Here is a 17258-nt window from a genome sequence, read left to right as displayed (position 1 = left end):
GGGTAGTTTGCGATTATTTAGAGTGCTCCTGTAAAATTAAATAGGCAGCTTTTTCTGCGATCATGATAGTAGGCGCGTTTGTATTCCCACTCGTAATTACAGGCATAATAGAGGCGTCCGCAACGCGCAGCCCCATTAAACCATGTATTTTAAGTGAAGCATCCACTACTGCCATAGGATCACAACCCATCTTACATGTTCCAGCAGGGTGGTAACCTAAAGAGGAGTGATGACGGATATAATCTATCAGCTGAACATCATCAACATCTTTTCCAGGAAAACGCTCCGCGACAAGATAAGGTTTAAACGCTGACGTATTAATAATTTTACGTGCAATGCGGCATCCTGCAACTAACGTTTCTACATCTTTCTCTTCAGCTAAAGCTTGATAATTAATGAGAGGAGGCGATGTAGGATCAGCACTCGATAGCGTAATTGATCCTCGGGTTACAGGGCGACAAATATTAGGCGTAAGTACAATAGCTGGCCGCTTTGTCAAAGACAATTTGCCATTATCAAACTCATAAGAAAAGGGGGTAAAATGAATTTGGATATCAGGTTGCTGAATGCCTAGAGCTGTTTTGATAAAACAAATAGCATGCGCAATAGGGGTTGCTATAGCACCGCCGCCTTTTATAAGCCATTGTCTTAAATGTTTTGTTGCACGCCAAATATGGAGATCAGTATTATAAGTAGATGTATTTACAAATGCACTAATCCAGGTATTTGGATGTTCTTGTAAATTTTTTCCTACCCCGGGTAATGCATGAATACAAGAAGAGTGAAGCTCCTCTGGCGAGCCAATTCCCGATTGTAATAATATTTTAGGAGATTGAATGCTTCCAGCACAAAGTATTATTTCCTTAGTTGCAAAAAAATCTTCTAAACCATGGCTTAATTGGACGCTTACACGATAAGCTCGCTGATTTAATAAATGAATTTTATGAACAAACGCTTTTGTTAAAACAATTAAATTTTTACGATGTCGAGCAGGCTTTAAGTAAGCAGCAGCAGTGCTATGTCGGATGCGTTTAGTCTGATTAGTCTGGCAAATCCCAACCCCTTCTTGTTCGCGGCTATTATAATCTGGATTAAAAGGAATTTTTAACTCTTGGGCTGCTGCAATAAATACCTGAGTTAAAGGATGAGGTTTGATAATTTCTCGGACCTTTAGAGGACCACAATCACCACGATAATTTAAATCACCATAAGCAAACAATTCCATCTTTTTAAAAAATGGCAAAACTTCTTCATAAGCCCAACCTTGATTACCAAGAGAATGCCAATGATCATAATCTAATTTATGCCCACGGACATAAACCATACCGTTAATTGAACTACTACCACCTAAGCACTTGCCAGCAGGCCAGCGCATTTGTCGATTTGCACATGAAAGATCAGGCTCGGCAAGAAATTGCCAATCCCAATTAGGATTGCCCACTACTTTTGCTTGACCAACAGGAAGTTGGGAGAAAATATGGCTTGAGTTATGTCCTGCTTCAAGTAAAAGTACAGAATGATTAGGGTTTTTTGATAAACGATTGGCTAAAACGCAACCTGCTGTTCCACCCCCAATAATAATGTAATCAAACGTTTTCATGATTTTACTCCCTCTTCCGGAAGGGTATAATTAAGTTCCCATTTTGATTGGGCTCTTCTATCTGGTGCTAGGGTATAAATTCCAATAACATGCGTAATTAATTGCTTATTTTTTTGCTTTATTCGATAACGTAAAATTACTTTTGCTTGTGCAGTAATAAAGTCATCGAAAGGCATTATTAACTCAATGTTATCTGTGTTTTGGATAATTTGCTGGAAATGATTAGAGAGCTCTTGGCTTGAATTAACTACAATTTGTCCATTAACTGTCATATTAAAATAGGGGTCAAAAAAATAATCTATAGCATCTTTGGAAATAGCAATTTCCTTATTAGCTATCGCATTAAACCAAGAGTACAATTCATGAAAAAAATTTAGAGTATTCATAATTACGCTCAAAAAATAGATAAAAACTTCAGTCAGCCTGAAGACAGAATAAAATTAATAGAAATTGAGCGTAGCTAAACAGCTAAGAGAAAACGTTTGAAAGGACGATGTGCATTTAATGCATAAGAAATACCGACAATGATTGCTGCAAGTTGCATTGGCAAATGATGTAATAGAATTGTATGCATTGCTATGTGCCGGTTTTAAATTGAATAGATATTACATTTTTCGATTAAAATAGTCAATAATTTTTCAAATATTGTGTTGGGCTTGCTCATTATTAGTCTTACGCGGGTGCTTTAATCATCATTTAAAGGATATGGAGTACTTCCTAAGTTTGCTTTTAATTTTTGATAAAATTTATCCATGCGCAAGGCAATTGGTAAATAATGTTCAAACATTTTTAGATAGGTTGGTAGGTCAGTTGTATTTTTCTGAGTAAATTCTTGCAAAAGAATAGAAAAATCTTTATTTGAATTTAATTCAGGTTTTAGGAGATATTCAATTAACCAATAAATTAGGAAAAAAGCTTTATATGTTTGATCATAAGTTTGATGTTGCTTAAAGTATGTTTTTTCTGATTCAGAAAGTTTAAATTGATCACTTATCGCTAAACCAAAATCAGATAGATAAACTTGCTGGCCATCGGTTAGAATATTTTTAAAATGGGCATCAAAATGCTGCATACCTTGTTTATTAATAAAGGAAAAAATAGAAGTAAGAGCGTTGTCAATTTCCTGAAATAGCGTTCCTGATAATAGGCTTTCTTTTTTTATGGATAACAGCCAATCATGTAGTGTAAAAGGGATATGTTCTAAAAAGAGTAGCAGTACTTTTTGCCCCGTATGCCTGGCTAAATGTCGATAGCAAATAGTAGGTTCTTTATGCCAAATTGAGACTTCTTTTTCTACTGAGTCTAATATAGTTGAGTTGATAGTATGTGGTGGAATATTAATGATGCGCCATTGATAAAGCAGAGGAAAATAGCTGCATTGGCCAGATAACACCCAGTTACTAGCCATTTGTTGGGCGCTTAATTCACGCCAAGCACCAAAGCCAAGCGAACCAATACCATATTGGTAATAAAGGGGTAATTGAAAAAAATTGGTTGTAGACAAGTAATTTTCAGGTAAACACTCTAGCTCTGATAAGTAGATTGCTTTAATAAAAACGGTTTGCTTACTAATTTGCATTAAAGCGTTAATGTTACCTAAGCTTGATACTTGCGAATTAATTTGCAAAAACGCTTTTAAGAGCCCTTCTTCACTTAACTTATTTAATTCTTGTCTAATTAAATGATAATTATTAATACGTACATGCCAATTATTTTTTTGGCGATTTTTATCATATGTCATGGATCAAACTCATTATAGGCTCTAGTTTATTCACCCAAAATATTACTTCTTTAAGCAATATTGCCAGCCCCAATGATTTAAAAAAGTCTCTTTATCTAATTCATCTTGCTGCTTAGTTGCATTTTTTTTTAAGATAATCTGCTCTAGATAATAACGGGTATCTTCAAAAAATCGTTGCAGTTGATAAAATTTACATAATTCTAAATCAATTGATTGTATATTTAATTTGGCATAGAAATTAAGTAAAGAACTCTCCTGGTAATGCCAGAGATCGCGTTCGATAGGAGCAATTTTAATACCGTCCCAATCAACTAACCATACCTCATGTTCGGTCTGTAAAACATTATAGTGGTGAGGATCACCATGGGTAAGGGCTAATGGTATATCTCTTTGTTGAAATTGAGTTTGCCATATTTTAAGCTGGGCTAGTTTTTCTTTTAGTATATCTTCGTAGTTATTTAATCGAGATAATAAAGTAGATGCGTAAATCTCATCTTTAGCAGAAATCTGGGGTTTAAGCCAATTTTCCAAGCCAAGTGCATAGGAAATATCAAAATCTTCTTGCTTAAATTTAGGAAATTCACTAATCGGAATTTGATGAAGCTTAGCAAGTATAGAAGCAAGTTTTTCAGCTAATAATTGGTTTGGATAGTAGGAGGGATGTGAGCCTTCAATGTAATTAGAAAGCAGCAAAATAAGCTCAGGTGTATTCAAACAAAATGTACCTGCTGTCGTTTGTATGATATACGGAATATATTTAAATTCAAACTCACATCTAAATCGATAGAGTGCAATCGCAGCGTAATTAATTGATTCAAGATTAGGATGAATAGGTACTAATGTTTGCTCTTTTGGATAAATTTTTAAAAAAAATTTTTTATTATTGGCAGTTTCAACAACAAAGCTGTAGAAAGACCCTGTATTAATAAAGTGAACCTGAGTTCCTTGAAGAGCATATGTTTGCTTGAGAAGATTAATTAATTGCGGGTCAGAACATTTTAATTCATTGCGTCGCATATCAATTCCTAAATTAAAATAGACTGAAAACATAAGAAGTATCATATTTCATGCAGCAGGTACTACTATCAATTTAAGACTATTATCAGGTAGATAATAAAACAGCTCATATTTCCATAAAGTATAACGGTCTAAGCTCAATTAACTAAATATTTAATTAGCATAATAAATTCTCGTCTACACGGAAAAGTCATTTATTATTCAAGTTGCAAAGCCACATGGGTATGATAAGTGATTTTTATTGATTTGCTAGGTTGCAGAAATGTTTATAGCCTATTGTTATTTAAAATAAGCACATATACATATGAAGCTCTATAAGTGACTTTTAAGTCACTTATAGAGTGGAGGGAATTAATCATAACATTCTACATTACAAATTTTTTCACCCCATTTATTTCGGTAACAAGATTTAAGGCATTCACGACCATGTTTCCAGAAGTATACATTGGGATACCAAAATACATTTCTCCAGCCTGGGTACCAATAGTGTCCATGTCCGTGATGATGTTTATGATGGTGTCCTCCGCCATATCCACCACCCCCGCCATAGCCGCCGCCCCCACCATAGCCACCTACCTTCCCACCGCCACCATATCCGCCGCCTTTACCACCCCAGTCGCCATTTTTACCGCTTTTTCCACCTTTATTATCCCAGTTACCGTCATTACCACCTTTTCCACTACCTATTTTTCCTCCACTGCCACCATACCCGCCCCATTCACCATTATTATCGGCTAATATAAGCTGATTTGTTGGGAGGTTAGTATGGGGAGAAGCAATTGCTATTGGAGAGACTGCTAAGGCTATGGAAACACTAAGAAATTTAAGTTTTGTGAACGTTGCCATATACACTCCTTGTAAATGAAAAAATTTGTAGAAAGACAGTATAAGTATAAGCAATTTGTAAAATTTGTACAAAATACGAATAAAAAGTGCATTTTATGGACAATATTATCATAATTAACATTTTATAGAGGCTTTCAGTTGCCAATAAAGAATAAGTTATTGATTGAAAATACTTTATGAGACTAAACGTTTCAGATTTAATGGTTTAATTAGAAAGGCAAAAAAAGAATGGATTGTTATCTCTAAACCAAAAAGAATAGTGCCATTCTTCATAATAAGTGTTTATTAAGGCTATTAAAATCTAGATTTTTTTACTTATCCAGTAAACTTTAAAATTTTGTTATTAGAGTTAAAAATGTTTGCTGTTATCTATCGAGCTTTTATTAAACCTGGCTATGAGGCGCAATACCAAGATGCTTGGCGTCAGGTTGCCTCTTATTTTGTGCAATATCGGGGCGCTCTAGGCTCTTGTCTGCATAAAACTCAGGAAGGGATGTGGCTTGCTTACTCTCGTTGGCCTGATAAAGTTACTAGAGATGCTTCTTGGCCAGGGGAAAATGCGCCATCAGAAATTTTACCTGGTAAAATTAAAAAAGCTATTGTGACCATACAAAATTGTATTGATCAAACACATAAATTTCCCGAAATTGCTATGGAAGTCATTGATGATTTATTGACTACGAGTCAATTGAAAGCATAACCTCAATTGAAAGAAGACTCTCATTTTGCTTTAACGCTGAGCCAATTGAATTTCTACTATTTTTTCGTCGTTAATAAAACACCTAGCATTAATACAGGTTCTTTACCTTCATTAATCCAATAATGATTGGTTGAGCGTTGAACTACAGCATCAAAAGGTTTAAGTTTAACTTCACCTTCATCAAGCAATAAGGTTACTTCTCCCTTTAATACAACCACATAATCAATTGTATTTGTTGTATGCATCATAGGATGGCGCTTAGTATTAATTCGACAATGTGCTCCTTTAGCAGCAGTAAACGCTTCTTGCGCTTGTTTTTCAGCTTCTTCACGTGAGCAATTTTTATCTGTAGGGGGAATTTCAAAGAAACGAAAAATAGTTCCGTTTTCTGATGGTTCAAGAGATGTAGGTTTATTTAACAAACTATTTTTAGCTTGGCTTGAGGGTGGCATTTCTTCGGTTGCCCAAAAATCATAAATCCCTAGAGGGCTTTTTGATGCACTGTAATCTTCTTCTATAAAGGAAGTACCATCTGATTTTTTGCCAGTAACCACACAACGAAAAGATGTTTTCATTAAAAGACCTTTAAAGAAGTAAAATAAGATTTAATTTTAAGGTTTAATCTAATAATCAACACAACATCCTCTAAAAATTATAGCAAAACTAGTCTTGTATCTTTTTAAATTAGAAAAAAATCTATTTATTTTAATAACTTAATAAATCGATAACCATATTAATCATTTCTGACTTTTTTTTACAATTTAATTTATCTTTAAGCGTATTTAAATAATATTCAATTGTCCTTGGTGATAAATTGAGAATAGGGCCAATTTCACGTGCTGATTTACCTTTAAGTATATAAAATAAGCATTCTGCTTCCCGCTGCCTTATATGCTGCTTAAATTTTTTAGTAAATAAAGATTTTATTTTTTCAATTGTATATGGATAATGGTCACTTTTATCATCTAAAAAAATTAAATTAGTATTGCTGTGAAACATCCGATTATCTGACAGTAAACCTGTTTTAATTAACGTTTGGACTGATTGAGCCAATATATCTAAGGGTATAGAACAGCCAAAAATACCTATAATTTTTCCATTGTCATTAAAAAGCGGGTATTTGATAGCTAAGTCATAAAATTCAAAGTCATCTAATCTTAAAAAGTGTTCATTTTTAATTACGATAGATTTGTTAGTTAGGACTTCATTATTATGTTGAATAGAGAATTCAGCAGATTCTCTCTTTGAAACTGCGCGTGCTGTTTTACCAATAGCATCTTTTCTTGAGTAAAAACCACATAGATTAGCAGTTGTTTCGCTCATATCTTGAATAATACTCTCTGGAGATAAAAAATAAATATTGAAAGGCAAGCTAAACAAATCATCTACTGAAGGATAAACTAAGGGCGTAGGTTTAATTAATTTAACGCCATTTTCATACCTTATTATTTGCATTTCTTTACTTACATCAAAAGCATATTTTCTCGCCATAGCTGTTAGATTTTTATATATGATTATAAATTATACAGTACCTAGTTAAGTTTAGTATTTTTTACTAAACTTAATTTTTCTTAATAGCTGTATACTTAAAATACAGGAAACAAGCAAAAATTATTAATTAATATGAAAGATATACAAGTGGTAACTTATCAAGAGCATTTAAAAGATCAGGTTATAAAACTTATAAGTAGCATACAGCAACAAGAATTTAATATTCCCTTATCTATTGAAGATCAGCCTGATCTATTAAATATTCTTAATTATTATCAGGTAGATAATGGTAATTTCTGGTGCGCGATAATAGACAGTCACGTTATTGGGACGATTGGTTTAATAGATATAGGAAATGGGCAAGGCGTCTTGCGTAAGATGTTTGTAGCTAAAAATTATAGAGGGAAAGAACAAGGCATTGCTCAATTATTATTAAATAAAGTCTTAGGCTGGTGTGCAGATAGGCAAATTGATGAAATTTATTTGGGCACAGTTTCAATTTTTATTGCAGCGCAAAAATTTTATTTAAAAAATGGTTTTAGTGAAATTAGACAATGTAAATTACCAGATAATTTTCCCATTATGACTGTAGATACTAAATTTTATGTGTATCGGGGAGGAAAAGATTATGCAAGCAATTAATCTTAAAGAGAAATTTGCATTATTTAATGATTATTGGTCACCAAAAATTATCGGTGAAATAAATGACACTCATGTAAAGTTAGCTAAATTTAAAGGCGAATTTGTTTGGCATGTGCCTGAAAGTGAAGATGAATTATTCTTAGTGATAGAAGGACAATTATTAATTCAGCTTAAAGACAGAGATATTTATTTGAATAAAGGTGAGTTTGTTATTATTCCTAAAGTCGTTGAACATAAACCCATAGCCCAAGACGAAGTTCATGTCCTGCTACTTGAGCCGAAAACCACAATCAATACAGGTAATATTGAAGATGAAAATTTAACTAAAAAAGTATTAAATCAAATCTAATTCCCTTTATCCTTGTAAAGTAGTATCCCCGCAAACTCTACATCATCCTACAAATTCTTTGTCATCTTCATAATACAAATTCGTAAAAAGGGGTTGAAAACCTATTCGCTTATATACATTTAGGCCTGATGTTGCAGCCTCTAAAAAGCATGTTTTTATTCCCAAACAAAAGGCATGATGCAAAGCTGCATGAGTAAGTTCGGTAGCATAACCTTTTTTTTGATAAGCAGGTATTGTTGCAATATCATCTAGTCGAGCACTATCTTCATAAATAGATAAAGTTAGTGAACAGATAGGTTTTCCTTTAATAAAACCAGTGAAATGATAAATATTGTCATTTGTTTGTACGGCCATTTGATGCTGCTTAATATAAATATCCATAATATCAGGTGTAGACTCAAATCCATGAAGTAGGGGAATACTCCATGTCTCTAGTGCTTGTTTCATCTCACTAATGTTTAGTAATGATGGCACAAAGTTAGATGGATTTAAAACGATCTGCATTGCTATACCTTTATCTATCAGCAACAATTTTTCTGTATTAAGTAGAGATAAAATGTCTTTAGTGCATAAATAATCAGGCAAAATTATTGACCAAGGCAAACTTTTTTGTCTATAAAACGATGCACAGCTTAAAATATCTTCCTTAAGACAAGAATTAACTGTATTTAGAATAGCGGGGTTTAAGTTGGACGCTTTTACCCCTGTGGCATAGGCGTTTAAACAACTTAAATTCATTTGTTCAAAACTAAGTAGCGAAAAAAACTGATGCTCAAGTTTATGGAAGGTATTAAAGAGAGTCATTCTACAGCCAATAAGCCTTAATTTGCATGATAATACGTAGGTATAGAGCGCATATTATAATACAATGGTAGCCTTTATAAAGTATTAACTTTTAAATTAGTTTAGGTATATATGTAGCCTTAATGCAGCGAAGTGCAATCAATGTTCATTCAGTAGTTTATCAATCAAACACTTACTTGCTGTTCTAAATTAAAGCATATTAATTGTGGCTTTATATAATAAATTTGATTTGGCTACATTTCACCAAAAGTTGCTAAATATCTGTTTATAGTATTGCTAACATTGTTCAGTGTATATGTAAGGAATAAATATGAGAAAAATATTAATAATATTAATTCTTATACCTATAAGTGCTTTTTCTTATCCTAATAAACGAGAGATTGAAGCAAAATCACTTAAAAATTTGGTTATTGATGCAATAAAATCATGTAATAAATTCTCCAGTAATAATATAAATAAACGATCAAATTTAAGTAAATTAGTTGAAGTTTCTTTAGAAGAGCTTAATAAACAATTTTTAATTAATCATCATAAAGCCGCACAAGCCAGTCGTAAAGAAATCAAACAAGTTATTGTTAATTTATCTGGAAAACTTTCTTTATGGGTTAAGCAGGATAATCAATTTGTACAAAAGGATTCAGCTATTATACCTTCTCCACAAGGAGTTTATAGTAGAGTAAAACAGATTTCTCATATACCGCTGCTTATTTTAGAGTATGTTAAGCAATTGAATGAGGGTCTAATAGAAGTAAGTGAATTTAAAAAAATGATGAAAGACATCGATGATAGGTTGCCTCTTATTCTAAAAGAATTACCTAGTATTTTTAATGATGAAATTATAGAAATTCAGAGAAAAATTTTAATTGAAACACAATATTTTATTTTAATAGCCATCAATGATTACAATGTTGAACAGTTATCACAAAAAACTACAGATTATTTTAATAAAATAAATTATTTTTTAGATAAAAATATTGACTTAGGCGGCGAAGCTATTATAAATGAACTAGATCATCAAATAAATAAATGGCATTTAAAAAATAAAATTCAATTAATGCATACCCGCGTTGTTATTGTAGGGCCACAAGGGCCCAGAGATGGCGAACCTATGATTCAATATTTTGAAGGTTTGTTTAATCAATACCTATCAAATTCAACTGCTAATTTTTTAAGTTCTAAAAGAGTTTATTATTTTGAGCTCTTACCTAAATTAATGAGTAAACTAAACATTAAAGACGATTTAATTCAAGATTTTTTATTTGGTGAGGAATTTAATAAATTAATAGCAAATCAAGTTTTATTTAATTCTAACGCCTTATTTAAAAACATACTTAAGGATTCCGCTCATAAAAAAATAGAACAAGTATTTGGCTTTTCTTAATGCGGAATAAAATAAATTAAATAGCTTTAGTAAACGTAGTCTTGATGTAGCTTGCCTCGAGCCCAAGATAGTTTCTATCCGACTTTAAAAACCTTCACAGAATTTTAAAAATTTCTCTTGACCCTGACATGATGTCATCCTCTATTCTCAGTCATGACAGGAGATTTAAGATAATGAAATGTTATATTAAAGAAATAAGTGAGTTAGCTCAAACATCCACCCGGACGCTGAGACACTACGATAAAATTGGTTTATTAAAACCTTCCTTTCGTGAAGCAAATGGGTATCGTTGTTATACTAAGCCTGATTTAGCAAAATTACAGCAAATTATTGCTTTGAATTACTTTGGTTTTAGTTTAAAGATCATAAAAGATATTTTGCAAAAGGCTCACAATATCTATACACATCTTCAAGCGCAGCAGAAAGTGCTTAAAAAGCAAAAGGAGCATTTGCAGTAGGTAAGTAATACTTTAGAAACTATTCTTAAGCGCCTTTCTCCATCTAAGTCTCCTGATCATAATAATTTATTTTTATTAATAGTGAGATTTAATTGGTTGTGATTCGGGTAAACCAATTGCAAAGTATCTTAAAGATAAAGGATTTGATTTTATGGATAGAATAGATCAATCTGGAAATCAGGTGATCTTGGCCAGAAAAATTATCTAATATAAATAAAAAGGCCGCTTCTGAAATTAAACATAACTAGGTGCATGAAGTGTTAGATAGAATTACCTTCTATAAACAGAATCTGATTAAGAAATTAGGAAGTACTAAAAATACTGCGTTTTTAGATTATGGGTGCGGAAAAGGCGATTTTATTAAGCTATTGCTTGCAGCAGAAGATACACGGCCAAAAACAATTTTTGCGATTGACTCTAGCAAGACAATGATTCAAGGTATCAAGAAAAATTATGCTAAAGAAATAGAGCTAGGTCTTTTAGTACCGAAACAATATTCAAATCTAGCTTCGCTAAAACCTAATAAATTCGATAAAATCGTCTGTAATAATGTGCTTGAATGCATTGATAACAAGCTCGATTTCATTAATGAGTTTAAAAATCTACTAAATAAAAATGGCGTGTGCATCCTTTCTCATTATGATTTTGATTCAGCCATTTATAATAGCCAATATAAAGAGTTGACACGTAATCTTATTCACACATTTGCTGATATAAAGCAAAGTTGGCAAGCACATTGTGATGGTCAAATGGGTAGAAAGCTTCCAGGTTTAATTGCCTCTAGTTTTTTTAGTAAAACAAGTAAATGTGAAACATGGCGTATTGTTGAATATGATTTCCAGCCAGGAAATTATGGCTTTTTAATGGCACAATTAATTTTTGACATTGCTGAATCGAGTTTTAATAAAGAGTTACTGCAAAATTGGTTGAACGATTTAGAGTTAAAGAGTAAAAATAGACACTATTATTTTGCTATTGATCTAAATGTAACTGTACTTATTTTGTAAGTATATAATTTGCTATGCCCGCGTAGCGGGCGTCAATTAATTTTGATTAGGCGTATTAATCAATCTTATATTTTCTGTGCAACAGTCAATATCCGTTCTGATTTATCTTCAACAAAAGGTAAGCCATCAACATTACATTGACTTAAAGTTTTAAAGCCACACTGGTGCAAAAGTTCTTGTAACTGTTTTGCTGTATAAATCTGCAGTGTTTGAGAACTTTTAGACATTTTAGGTTGGCTAGAACCGTATTGCTCAATGGCCGTCGTAAATGATGCAAGGATGCCATCTTCATCTATAGTACTATATTGTATTTCGCGTATTTTCTTTTCCTTGTCGACTTTAAACCAGTCGATAGTAAGGTTAGTGATATTATTATCAGTTAAAAAATAACGTAAATTGAAAATATCAAATACATAGAAACCGTTAGGTTTTAAATTTATATGAATATTTTGCAAAGCAACTCGAAAGTCATCTTTTGTTAAATGACCTATGGCATTAAAAATCGTAATAACTGCATCAAATTCGCTACCAATTTTTAAAGAACGCATGTCGCCTTTAATAAAGGGAACATTGAAATTCTCCTGTTTGGCTTTGTTTTGCGCTATTTTAAGCATATTAGTATTAATATCAGCACCGGTTACTTGATAGCCACGTTTTGTTAACCAAAAGACTTGCGAGCCAGTACCGCACGTTAAATCAAGTACAGTTTTTACATGATGTTGTTTAAGAATATTTTCGATTGTTTGGTTGATTATTTTTGAGTTTTCTTCATTAAAGGCATCGTAATTAGCAGCCTCAGCATTGTAATGTGATGGTTTTGCACTGGTATGAGATCTATATTTCATTTAACTGTAGACGTTTAATGTTTTAATTAAAGATATTGCTACAACTATGCATAACTTGCAATCTAGTTTTAATGTGCGTTTTTAGTGTATGGGGTAATTCATTTTTCATTATACTAGTTTTTGCGTTGCTTATAAAAAATACTGAGATTTTTATTAAAAAAGTTAAAATGTCATGATTTGACTACGCACTCTTAGACTAAATATACTAATAAGTAGTCATTACGGATTTATAACAATGTGTCTTGCCTTAATAGCTATTAACAAACATCCGAAATACCCTCTTATCATTTTATCTAATAGAGATGAATTCTACGCGCGCCCTACTTCATCGGCCCATTTTTGGCAGGACAATTTAAACGTTTTTGCTGGAAGAGACTTAAAAGAAGGTGGAACTTGGCTAGGTATTACTCGATCGGGTTATTTTGCCTTACTTACAAACTATAGAGATCCACAATTATATGACTTGTCATTAGAGTCTCGAGGTAAGCTGGTCAGTGATTATCTTTTTACCTGTGAGTCAATATCGCCTCTTCAATATTTGCAAAAAATTCAATCTTGTTCAGATAAGTACAACAAGTTCAACTTAATTGTCGGTAGTATTAATCAAATTGTTTATTATTCTAATATTCAAAATACAATACAGACGTTATCTTCTGGTATTTATAGTCTTAGCAACCATTTGCTCAATACTTCTTGGCCTAAAACGGAAAAAGCTAAAGCGTTATTTAAAAAACATATTGGAGAATTAGATAAATATACAAACAACCAAGAAAAAATTGACTTTCTCTATACAATATTATCTGATAAAAGCTTAGCGCCGGACAATCAGCTTCCTAAAACGGGAATTGCACATGATTTAGAAAAATCATTAAGCTCTATATTTGTGCATGTGCCACAAGCGAAATATGGTACTGTAAATTCTACAATAATCTTATTTCAACGGGATTCTTCAATCTTGTTTTCAGAGAAAATATTTCATAAGAGTAATTTTATTTCATCAAAGCTTGCTACTATTTGTCCCTAATAGATTTATAGAGGTTTTAATTAACCTTATCCTCTTTTTATTAAGTTTGTAATAATTAATAAGGCTTTTTCATGGAAATCTCAATTGTGGCTCCAGCCTCTTTTCTGGATTTAAGGTATAATTTCGCATCATTTTTTGCCAACTTTGCATTAAGGTGAAATAAACCTATACCGCATCCACCAATACAATAATCTTTTTCTTTCTTTTTAAAATGCTCTTGGGATTTCGTATGCTTAAATTCAGGATAAGATAACTTGTGTAAGTAATTCTCTCCTAATCCAATCCCATTATCTTTAAGCTTCATTATCAAAGTATGACCATTATCAATAATAACTACTTCAATAATTGCCATATCAAATTGATTATTTACCAATCTTTTTTCAGCAATGCTATCTAAGCAATTATTTATAATTTCATTTAAGTTATTTTTTAAAATGTTATAAGCAGGTATTTTTTCGAGGTTAGGATGCTTTAAATTACATGCTTCAATAATTTTCCTTACAATAAAGTCGCTTTTACTGTAGCTAAATAGTTTTATTATTTCAATCTGCTTTTCTGGTATGACATTTTCGATACTATCAAGTTTGTACGAGATTATTAGTTTCATTTTAATCAGTAATTATTAAATTATTAGACTAGCGTTGCAAGCCATACAAGACATTACCAATTGCTTGAACTCCAAAAGCCTCTTATGATTGGTTTAGCTTAATTGTCAATGCCTGCAGCACTGCTTGTAATGGAGAAATGACTGGCAGTTTCTTTAACCCTTTAAGACAACGAGCAAAGTTTATAGAATTCCAGGTAAATTGCTCACTATCTAATGCTTTATCTAACATAACTGCCGGTAATTGCTTTACATCACTTAAAAATTGCAATTGCATATAACCGCTAATCTTGCCTTATAACAATCAATAAGCGGATAGACTTTGTCGTTCATCCAGTCAGAAAGCGATTTTGCTGAAGTAAAGGTAGGTAACATAGTAACTTCCGACCAATAATTGAGTAATTAGAATAAAATTATTTCTTAAAATTAGCCGGGTAGTGTATATGAAGCTATACATGAAAGCTATATTTCTCATTAATAAAAATCTAACTCGTTATTTAAATGGATCAGGTGCTACTTATTTGCCTATTACATTGGTTGGAGAAGAAGAGATTTTAGATTATTAGGATGTTCTATTGATAATTAAGGAGAATTTTTCTTTATAGAATAAATAATACTCTAATTGATGACGCATATAATACTGTAAAGAGACTATCAGTCATGACACAAAATCGCTTCGATGTGCATATTAAGCTATTAATTAGGTATTTTATAATCGCCTTGACATTTATGCGTACTAAATTGAAATGATTTGCTAATTATCGTTACAATAGGAATCCATTGTTTTTCTGCTTCCTTCGGATAATAAAGCCAAAAATAAGCATGTACACCACAAGGTTTAGCAAATATCTTTTTCATATACACAATGGTAGTGCTATTGAACGCTGAAATGACATAAAAATCTTTCTTTAAAAGCCAAAAATCTAGCGTAAATCCCTTTTGTTTAATACCTATTTTTTCATAATTAAACTCATCCTGGATTTTGTAATTCTTTTCATCTTTTTGTGATTCAATATTTGGGAAAAAAGAACCATACACTGACAGGGTTGCATTTTTTCCAATAAATCCTTGACCGTCACCATTTTGGGATTCACCTTGAGGTTTTAAGAATAAAGGGTAACTTATTTGATAATTAAACCTAGCATTCTCATAAGTGTCGTAGGCAGTTGTGCTTGAAGAAATTATTATCCAGGAGAAATAGAGAACAAATGTAGCAGCTACTTTTTTCATATTAGTACTCTATTGGACAAAGCCTTGTCCTAATTATAGACAAAAATAAAGCAGAAAATATAATGGAAGTACCTTAATTTTCCTTGTATCACGGCCTATTCATAGGTAAGAAAAATATTAAATAATCAATTGATTAAAGATTATAAGAGCAGCACTGAGGACGCTTTGCTTAACTGCACTCAATTATTAATATTAATAAAGTTTATCTTAAATGATTACAGTTATTTCTATGCAATATCACTGCAATAAATTAGCGAGATATTTTTCTTTAACTGAGTTGCAAACTTATTACTCACAATTTATATTCTCGGGTTAATTTTATAATAAATAGAGAGTCAGTATGTATAAATATGGAGCTAAATCTCCTCGCTTTTTTGCAAATACTCAACCACAAAAAATAGACTTAATGAAATTACTGCCAAAAGCTGAATTGCATGTTCATCTTGAAGGAACAATGCCACCTGGGTTAGTAAAGAAAATGAGTGAAGATTACAAGGTTTCCTTATCACCTTCACTATTTTCAGAGGATGGTAAAGGTTTTACATGGACAAATTTCCCAGAATTTCTACAGCAATATGATGAAATCAGTAGCGTAGTTAATAGTAAACAAGCACTGACACAAATAACTTATGAATATTTAAAACTTAGTCATGCGCAAGGCTCTATTTATACAGAGCTAACTGTTTCTCCTGATCATTTATCGCGGTTTAAAGTTCCCTATATAGAAACAATTAATGCGGTGGAAGAGGGAATAAAAAAAGCGCAGCAAGAGTTTGGAATAGAATCACGCATTATTGTGGTATTAGTAAGACATCTTGGCCAAAAAGCATGTGAAGAACTCGTTGATCAGATTATTCAAAATAAACATGATTATGTCTGTGGTATTGGTCTAGCAGGCGATGAAATTAATTTTCATCCAGAATTATTTGTCAATGCTTTTAAAAAAGCAAAAGAAGCAGGATTAAAACTAACTGCTCATGCGGGTGAGCTTACCAATTCAGATAATGTATTACAAGCTATTGAATTATTAGGTGTGCAACGGATTGGGCATGGGATTCATGCAGCTTTTGATGAAAATTTATTGCAAATATTAAAAGAACGAAACATCCACCTGGAAGTATGTCCAACAAGTAATCATAAATTACAAACGCGGGCATCTTATCCTCATGAACATAAAGATTTAGAGCATCCATTAACTATTATTCATGAAGCAAATGTTAGTTATTCGCTGAGCACAGATGATCCACCATTTTTTGGTACAAATTTACAGTATGAATATGACTATGTTAAAAATTTATTAAATCTTAAACCTAAAGATTTACTTAAAATCACTCAACGCGCTATTGAACACAGCTTTGCCCCTGAATCGCTCAAACAACAGCTGTTAGAAAAGATTACTACTTTTGCTAATGAACATGCTTTGGATAATGAAACTGCAATATCTTTGCAATATTAATTTAACATACAAGCGTAAATTGGGCTAAATGGCCCAACATCTTACAAAAAAACAGCTAATTTA

At 32.1% G+C, this 17258-nt stretch carries 20 protein-coding genes; 8 read left to right on the top strand and 12 right to left on the bottom strand.

Annotated elements, in window-relative coordinates; translation table 11 throughout:
- Positions 1-13: 13 nt before the first annotated feature.
- From DYH30_RS09230 to DYH30_RS18150, 5 genes are all read right to left on the bottom strand, one after another.
- The gene (locus DYH30_RS09230; RefSeq protein WP_115331384.1) at positions 14-1600 is read right to left on the bottom strand and encodes a GMC family oxidoreductase; all 1587 of its coding nucleotides are present in this window, start codon (positions 1598-1600) and stop codon (positions 14-16) included.
- Positions 1597-1986 (bottom strand): hypothetical protein, encoded by a 390-nt coding sequence (locus tag DYH30_RS09225; RefSeq protein ID WP_115331383.1) that lies wholly within the window; start codon positions 1984-1986, stop codon positions 1597-1599. The genes DYH30_RS09230 and DYH30_RS09225 overlap by 4 nt, the downstream gene beginning before the upstream one ends.
- Positions 1987-2285: 299 nt before the next feature.
- Complete coding sequence (locus DYH30_RS09220; RefSeq protein ID WP_115331382.1) at positions 2286-3341, bottom strand: protein kinase family protein; 1056 nt, start codon at positions 3339-3341, stop codon at positions 2286-2288.
- A 42-nt stretch (positions 3342-3383) separates the two neighbouring features.
- Entirely contained in the window at positions 3384-4358 is a 975-nt protein-coding gene (locus DYH30_RS09215; RefSeq protein WP_115332541.1) for a phosphotransferase, read from the bottom strand.
- 351 nt (positions 4359-4709) lie between these two features.
- Complete coding sequence (locus DYH30_RS18150; RefSeq protein WP_176579739.1) at positions 4710-5204, bottom strand: hypothetical protein; 495 nt, start codon at positions 5202-5204, stop codon at positions 4710-4712.
- 355 nt (positions 5205-5559) lie between these two features.
- Here DYH30_RS18150 and DYH30_RS09205 point away from each other — a divergent pair, with 355 nt between their 5' ends.
- On the top strand, positions 5560-5904 hold the full coding sequence (locus DYH30_RS09205) for an antibiotic biosynthesis monooxygenase family protein (protein WP_115331381.1): 345 nt from the start codon (positions 5560-5562) through the stop codon (positions 5902-5904).
- Positions 5905-5960: 56 nt separating this feature from the next.
- On the opposite strand, the gene DYH30_RS09200 is transcribed toward DYH30_RS09205, so the two are convergent.
- Both DYH30_RS09200 and DYH30_RS09195 read right to left on the bottom strand, forming a co-directional pair.
- Complete coding sequence (locus DYH30_RS09200) at positions 5961-6479, bottom strand: cupin domain-containing protein (RefSeq protein ID WP_115331380.1); 519 nt, start codon at positions 6477-6479, stop codon at positions 5961-5963.
- A gap of 130 nt (positions 6480-6609) precedes the next feature.
- Complete coding sequence (locus tag DYH30_RS09195; protein WP_115331379.1) at positions 6610-7395, bottom strand: LuxR C-terminal-related transcriptional regulator; 786 nt, start codon at positions 7393-7395, stop codon at positions 6610-6612.
- Positions 7396-7527: 132 nt separating this feature from the next.
- Here DYH30_RS09195 and DYH30_RS09190 point away from each other — a divergent pair, with 132 nt between their 5' ends.
- Both DYH30_RS09190 and DYH30_RS09185 read left to right on the top strand, forming a co-directional pair.
- Positions 7528-8037, top strand: a complete 510-nt coding sequence (locus DYH30_RS09190; protein ID WP_115331378.1) for a GNAT family N-acetyltransferase — start codon at positions 7528-7530, stop codon at positions 8035-8037.
- Complete coding sequence (locus tag DYH30_RS09185) at positions 8024-8386, top strand: cupin domain-containing protein (protein ID WP_115331377.1); 363 nt, start codon at positions 8024-8026, stop codon at positions 8384-8386. Before DYH30_RS09190 ends, DYH30_RS09185 begins: the two co-directional genes overlap by 14 nt.
- 42 nt (positions 8387-8428) lie before the next feature.
- Here DYH30_RS09185 and DYH30_RS09180 read toward each other — a convergent pair whose 3' ends face one another.
- Complete coding sequence (locus tag DYH30_RS09180) at positions 8429-9190, bottom strand: GNAT family N-acetyltransferase (protein WP_115331376.1); 762 nt, start codon at positions 9188-9190, stop codon at positions 8429-8431.
- Between the two features lie 310 nt (positions 9191-9500).
- On the opposite strand from DYH30_RS09180, the gene DYH30_RS09175 reads away from it, so the two are divergent.
- The 3 genes from DYH30_RS09175 (at position 9501) to DYH30_RS09165 (ending at position 12036) form a co-directional block, all read left to right on the top strand.
- Positions 9501-10571, top strand: a complete 1071-nt coding sequence (locus tag DYH30_RS09175) for a hypothetical protein (protein WP_115331375.1) — start codon at positions 9501-9503, stop codon at positions 10569-10571.
- 173 nt (positions 10572-10744) lie between these two features.
- The gene (locus tag DYH30_RS09170) at positions 10745-11029 is read left to right on the top strand and encodes a MerR family transcriptional regulator (RefSeq protein ID WP_160116185.1); all 285 of its coding nucleotides are present in this window, start codon (positions 10745-10747) and stop codon (positions 11027-11029) included.
- A gap of 257 nt (positions 11030-11286) precedes the next feature.
- Positions 11287-12036 carry a methyltransferase domain-containing protein gene (locus tag DYH30_RS09165; RefSeq protein WP_160116184.1) on the top strand — a complete coding sequence of 250 codons (750 nt, stop codon included), beginning with the start codon at positions 11287-11289 and terminating at the stop codon, positions 12034-12036.
- A gap of 65 nt (positions 12037-12101) precedes the next feature.
- Here the strand turns inward: DYH30_RS09165 and DYH30_RS09160 are convergent, their stop codons facing one another.
- Complete coding sequence (locus tag DYH30_RS09160; protein ID WP_115331372.1) at positions 12102-12881, bottom strand: class I SAM-dependent methyltransferase; 780 nt, start codon at positions 12879-12881, stop codon at positions 12102-12104.
- A 235-nt stretch (positions 12882-13116) separates the two neighbouring features.
- Between DYH30_RS09160 and DYH30_RS09155 the strand changes: the two genes are divergently transcribed.
- Positions 13117-13905 carry an NRDE family protein gene (locus tag DYH30_RS09155; RefSeq protein WP_115331371.1) on the top strand — a complete coding sequence of 263 codons (789 nt, stop codon included), beginning with the start codon at positions 13117-13119 and terminating at the stop codon, positions 13903-13905.
- Positions 13906-13960: 55 nt separating this feature from the next.
- Here DYH30_RS09155 and DYH30_RS09150 read toward each other — a convergent pair whose 3' ends face one another.
- From DYH30_RS09150 to DYH30_RS09140, 3 genes are all read right to left on the bottom strand, one after another.
- Positions 13961-14512, bottom strand: a complete 552-nt coding sequence (locus DYH30_RS09150; protein WP_115331370.1) for an ATP-binding protein — start codon at positions 14510-14512, stop codon at positions 13961-13963.
- 82 nt (positions 14513-14594) lie between these two features.
- On the bottom strand, positions 14595-14786 hold the full coding sequence (locus DYH30_RS09145) for a hypothetical protein (protein ID WP_115331369.1): 192 nt from the start codon (positions 14784-14786) through the stop codon (positions 14595-14597).
- A 419-nt stretch (positions 14787-15205) separates the two neighbouring features.
- Positions 15206-15739: a hypothetical protein gene (locus DYH30_RS09140; protein WP_115331368.1), complete on the bottom strand. Its 534-nt coding sequence runs from the start codon at positions 15737-15739 to the stop codon at positions 15206-15208.
- A 340-nt stretch (positions 15740-16079) separates the two neighbouring features.
- Between DYH30_RS09140 and add the strand changes: the two genes are divergently transcribed.
- Positions 16080-17195: an adenosine deaminase gene (gene add / locus DYH30_RS09135; protein WP_115331367.1), complete on the top strand. Its 1116-nt coding sequence runs from the start codon at positions 16080-16082 to the stop codon at positions 17193-17195.
- The last annotated feature ends 63 nt before the right edge of the window (positions 17196-17258 follow it).

The organism is Legionella busanensis (assembly GCF_900461525.1).
In the GTDB taxonomy this organism is placed as follows: domain Bacteria; phylum Pseudomonadota; class Gammaproteobacteria; order Legionellales; family Legionellaceae; genus Legionella_C; species Legionella_C busanensis.
The sequence above is the reverse complement of the archived record's forward strand: the minus strand, read 5'-3'. Positions and strand labels throughout refer to the sequence as shown.

Bases quoted from the DNA above. Each gene is read 5' to 3' on its own strand.
- DYH30_RS09200 (WP_115331380.1), bottom strand. From the start codon at position 6,479: ATGAAAACATCTTTTCGTTGTGTGGTTACTGGCAAAAAATCAGATGGT.
- DYH30_RS09230 (WP_115331384.1), bottom strand. From the start codon at position 1,600: ATGAAAACGTTTGATTACATTATTATTGGGGGTGGAACAGCAGGTTGC.
- DYH30_RS18150 (WP_176579739.1), bottom strand. From the start codon at position 5,204: ATGGCAACGTTCACAAAACTTAAATTTCTTAGTGTTTCCATAGCCTTA.
- DYH30_RS09150 (WP_115331370.1), bottom strand. From the start codon at position 14,512: ATGAAACTAATAATCTCGTACAAACTTGATAGTATCGAAAATGTCATA.
- DYH30_RS09160 (WP_115331372.1), bottom strand. From the start codon at position 12,881: ATGAAATATAGATCTCATACCAGTGCAAAACCATCACATTACAATGCT.
- DYH30_RS09155 (WP_115331371.1), top strand. From the start codon at position 13,117: ATGTGTCTTGCCTTAATAGCTATTAACAAACATCCGAAATACCCTCTT.
- add (WP_115331367.1), top strand. From the start codon at position 16,080: ATGTATAAATATGGAGCTAAATCTCCTCGCTTTTTTGCAAATACTCAA.
- DYH30_RS09225 (WP_115331383.1), bottom strand. From the start codon at position 1,986: ATGAATACTCTAAATTTTTTTCATGAATTGTACTCTTGGTTTAATGCG.
- DYH30_RS09215 (WP_115332541.1), bottom strand. From the start codon at position 4,358: ATGCGACGCAATGAATTAAAATGTTCTGACCCGCAATTAATTAATCTT.
- DYH30_RS09145 (WP_115331369.1), bottom strand. From the start codon at position 14,786: ATGCAATTGCAATTTTTAAGTGATGTAAAGCAATTACCGGCAGTTATG.
- DYH30_RS09195 (WP_115331379.1), bottom strand. From the start codon at position 7,395: ATGGCGAGAAAATATGCTTTTGATGTAAGTAAAGAAATGCAAATAATA.
- DYH30_RS09180 (WP_115331376.1), bottom strand. From the start codon at position 9,190: ATGACTCTCTTTAATACCTTCCATAAACTTGAGCATCAGTTTTTTTCG.
- DYH30_RS09205 (WP_115331381.1), top strand. From the start codon at position 5,560: ATGTTTGCTGTTATCTATCGAGCTTTTATTAAACCTGGCTATGAGGCG.
- DYH30_RS09185 (WP_115331377.1), top strand. From the start codon at position 8,024: ATGCAAGCAATTAATCTTAAAGAGAAATTTGCATTATTTAATGATTAT.
- DYH30_RS09220 (WP_115331382.1), bottom strand. From the start codon at position 3,341: ATGACATATGATAAAAATCGCCAAAAAAATAATTGGCATGTACGTATT.
- DYH30_RS09170 (WP_160116185.1), top strand. From the start codon at position 10,745: ATGAAATGTTATATTAAAGAAATAAGTGAGTTAGCTCAAACATCCACC.
- DYH30_RS09140 (WP_115331368.1), bottom strand. From the start codon at position 15,739: ATGAAAAAAGTAGCTGCTACATTTGTTCTCTATTTCTCCTGGATAATA.
- DYH30_RS09190 (WP_115331378.1), top strand. From the start codon at position 7,528: ATGAAAGATATACAAGTGGTAACTTATCAAGAGCATTTAAAAGATCAG.
- DYH30_RS09175 (WP_115331375.1), top strand. From the start codon at position 9,501: ATGAGAAAAATATTAATAATATTAATTCTTATACCTATAAGTGCTTTT.